This is a genomic window from Bradyrhizobium mercantei, assembly GCF_001982635.1.
Taxonomy (GTDB): domain Bacteria; phylum Pseudomonadota; class Alphaproteobacteria; order Rhizobiales; family Xanthobacteraceae; genus Bradyrhizobium; species Bradyrhizobium mercantei.
Genome location: NZ_MKFI01000023.1, coordinates 1 through 2,907 on the forward strand (window position 1 = coordinate 1; position 2,907 = coordinate 2,907).

4 protein-coding genes are annotated in these 2,907 nt (G+C 57.2%); all 4 read left to right on the top strand.

Annotated features, from left to right (window positions below):
• A partial coding sequence (locus BI327_RS40560) for a transporter substrate-binding domain-containing protein (RefSeq protein WP_143271802.1) occupies window positions 1-648 on the top strand: 648 nt, incomplete at its 5' end.
• Window positions 649-660: 12 nt separating this feature from the next.
• Window positions 661-1,380, top strand: a complete 720-nt coding sequence (locus tag BI327_RS40565) for an amino acid ABC transporter permease (protein WP_076867229.1) — start codon at window positions 661-663, stop codon at window positions 1,378-1,380.
• Window positions 1,377-2,024: an amino acid ABC transporter permease gene (locus BI327_RS40570; RefSeq protein WP_076867230.1), complete on the top strand. Its 648-nt coding sequence runs from the start codon at window positions 1,377-1,379 to the stop codon at window positions 2,022-2,024. Before BI327_RS40565 ends, BI327_RS40570 begins: the two co-directional genes overlap by 4 nt.
• Window positions 2,025-2,127: 103 nt before the next feature.
• Window positions 2,128-2,886 (top strand): amino acid ABC transporter ATP-binding protein, encoded by a 759-nt coding sequence (locus BI327_RS40575; RefSeq protein WP_076867231.1) that lies wholly within the window; start codon window positions 2,128-2,130, stop codon window positions 2,884-2,886.
• Window positions 2,887-2,907 lie beyond the last annotated feature (21 nt).

Here is a 2,907-nt window from a genome sequence, read left to right on the forward strand (position 1 = left end):
GTGCTCAGCGCCATGGGCCTGCCTTCGCTTACGCCGGCGCTCACGGAATGGACCGCCATGATCCCTGGATTGCAGAGCCGTCAATTCGACTACGTTGGGGCTGGCCTCAGTATTACTGAAGCCGCCTGCAAAGCAGTGGTGTTTTCGACGCCCACTTACGCAGCCCAGATCGGACTATATGTTCTCCCCGGAAATCCGAAGCATTTGAGAAGCGTCGCGGACATTGCGCATCGCCCCGATATCAAGTTAGCGGTGGTCCGAATTTCAGCACAGTACCCGTACGTGCTGAAGCAGGAAGTTAAACCCGAGCAGATCGCATTTGTCCCTGGTATTCAGGATGGGATCGCGATGGTCACCAGCGGCCGGGCGGATGCGCTTATCCTCGGTCAGTTCACTATCGCTAATCCGGAGCAGAAAGGCATCGAGGTGATCGTCGACAAAGAGTCGCCGATAGGTGCGTCGGGTATGGCATTCCGCAAGCAAGACGTGCACTTCCGCGACGCATTCAACGAGCAGCTCATTCCGTTGATCAGAAACGGCATGATCCAAAAGCTCTGGGCCAAGTATGGCGACCCTAACGGAGACGCGATCGCCAACATGATCGCCAAATTCACTAAGGCCAGTGACGTCGTCCCCAACTGCGAATGAGGAGCAACTGCATTGAAGGCCGTTTTGGAGTACTGGCCTGTACTCGCGCGGGGCTTGTGGGTCACGGTGTGGGTGGCTTTGTGCATCATTCCCGGCGCAGCGCTCGGCGCGATCATTCTCGGCGCGCTGAGGCTCTCTGACAAGTGGACGATACGAACGGCGTCAATGCTCTTGATCGAATTCGTTCGCGCACCCTCGGCATTGATTCTGTTGTTTTGGGTGTTCTATGCGCTGCCGCTTATCCCGGGCATGCCGCGTCTCAGTCCGATCGCGGCTGCGATTCTCGTGCTCGCACTCGATGGAGCCGCGTACGGGGCTGAAATCGTCCGTGCTGGCATTGAGGCCGTGCATAGTGGACAAACCGATGCGTGTCATGCACTTGGGCTGAGCAAACTGCAGAGCTTCACGAAGGTCGTTCTGCCGCAGGCGCTCTCTCAGATCGTGCCCGCTTTCGGCAGCCTGGCGAGGAGTATGGTCAAGTGGACAGCGATCGTAAGCTTCATCGGTGTGCAAGACGTGCTCTACGTAGGCAACTACATTCGTGCCCAGACGTACGATACGGCCACTATCTTTTGCCTCCTAGCCGCCATTTACTGGATCCTGACCGTTCTTTGCGGGGCCGCCTTTCGTACCGTTGAGCAGGTGCTCCCGTTGAACCGTACGCTCCAAGCCGCACGCTTGCCAGTCCGGGACGCCCCCGCCTTGGATACCACTGCTGGAGCCGCCCAATGACATGGGATTGGAGCTTTGCCCTGAAGATCTTGCCTGATCTCATGGCAGGCGTTTGGTATACCATCGTGGTAACGCTTGCAGCCTCGGCGATCGCGCTGATTGGGGGACTGCTGCTTGCGATCCTGGAGAGTGTAAGCACTACGATCGGGCGGGCCTTCGTGCGATTCTGGCTCGAACTCTTTCGGGGTGTGCCTACTCTTGTGTTGCTCTATTTCGCCTTCTATGTACTGCCCGAGGTGGGAATTACCCTTCCGGCCATTCCCATTGGCGTCGGCGTATTAGGAATTGTCTACGCCGCATACTGCTCGGAGGTGTATCGAGGTAGCCTGATCACGATACCAAGCGAACTTCGCGACGCGTGTGTGGCGCTCAATTTGAGCCGATATATTACGTGGCAGCGCGTCCTCGTTCCCCTGATGATCAAACGGGCTCTCCCCGCCCTGCTCAACTACGTACTTGGCATGTTCCGTGAAACCGCGGTGCTTTTTGCAATCGGGGTGCCGGTTCTGATGAGCCAGGCTAACGAGATCGGGTACGAGAACTTCCGCTACCTCGAGCCTTTTACCATGGCAGGCGTCATCTATTTTGGCGTGAATTTGCCGTTCCTCTTCGTTCTTTCCCGATTCAAGGACCAGCATGCTTAGCACCGCTGAATTCAGTCATCCAGGACCCTTCGCGCGCTCCGCCGCCGAAGCCTCCAACGCGATCGAGGCAGATGGATCCACCCACAAAAAATCGCAACGAGCCATGTGGGCAATCGAATTCAAAGAGGTCACGAAATCGTTCGGTGCTCATCGTGTACTGGTCGATCTCGACTTGCAGGTGCGGCCCGGCGAGAAGGTCACGCTAATCGGCCCAAGCGGCTCAGGAAAGACCACGGTGCTGCGCTTGGCGATGACGCTTGAGAAGCCCACCAGCGGCGATATCCGAGTTTTCGGCGAAAGTATCCTCTTCGATGCCGCAGGCAAGCCCCTCTCTGTAGCACAGGAGGCGCGAATCCGCCGTCGGTGTGGCATGGTATTCCAGCAATTTAATCTATTTCCGCATTTGACCGTTCTGCAAAACTTGGTCCTCGCGCCCACAACAGTGTTAAAGCTATCGAGAGAGCAGGCTGAGAAGAGCGCGCTCGAGTATCTTCGGATGGTTGGCCTTGAGAGCAAAGCGCATGCCTTTCCCGCGCAGCTTTCTGGAGGCCAGCAGCAGCGTATCGCGATCGCTCGGGCGTTGATCTTGAAACCTGAGATACTCCTACTGGACGAAATCACGTCAGCGCTGGATCCCGAGCTTGCCGGTGAGGTTCTCGACGTGGTTCGCGGTGTAGCGCACGAGACTAACGTGTCGCTCTTGATTGTGACGCACGAAATGCGCTTCGCACGCGAAGTCTCCGACCGCATCGCTGTCTTTGACGCGGGCCGCATCATTGAGCAGGGTCCACCCGACAAGATCTTCACCAGTCCACAGTCCGAGCGCACCCGCGCATTCCTACAATCCGTCCTGAACCACTGAACCTAATGGCAACTACCGTTA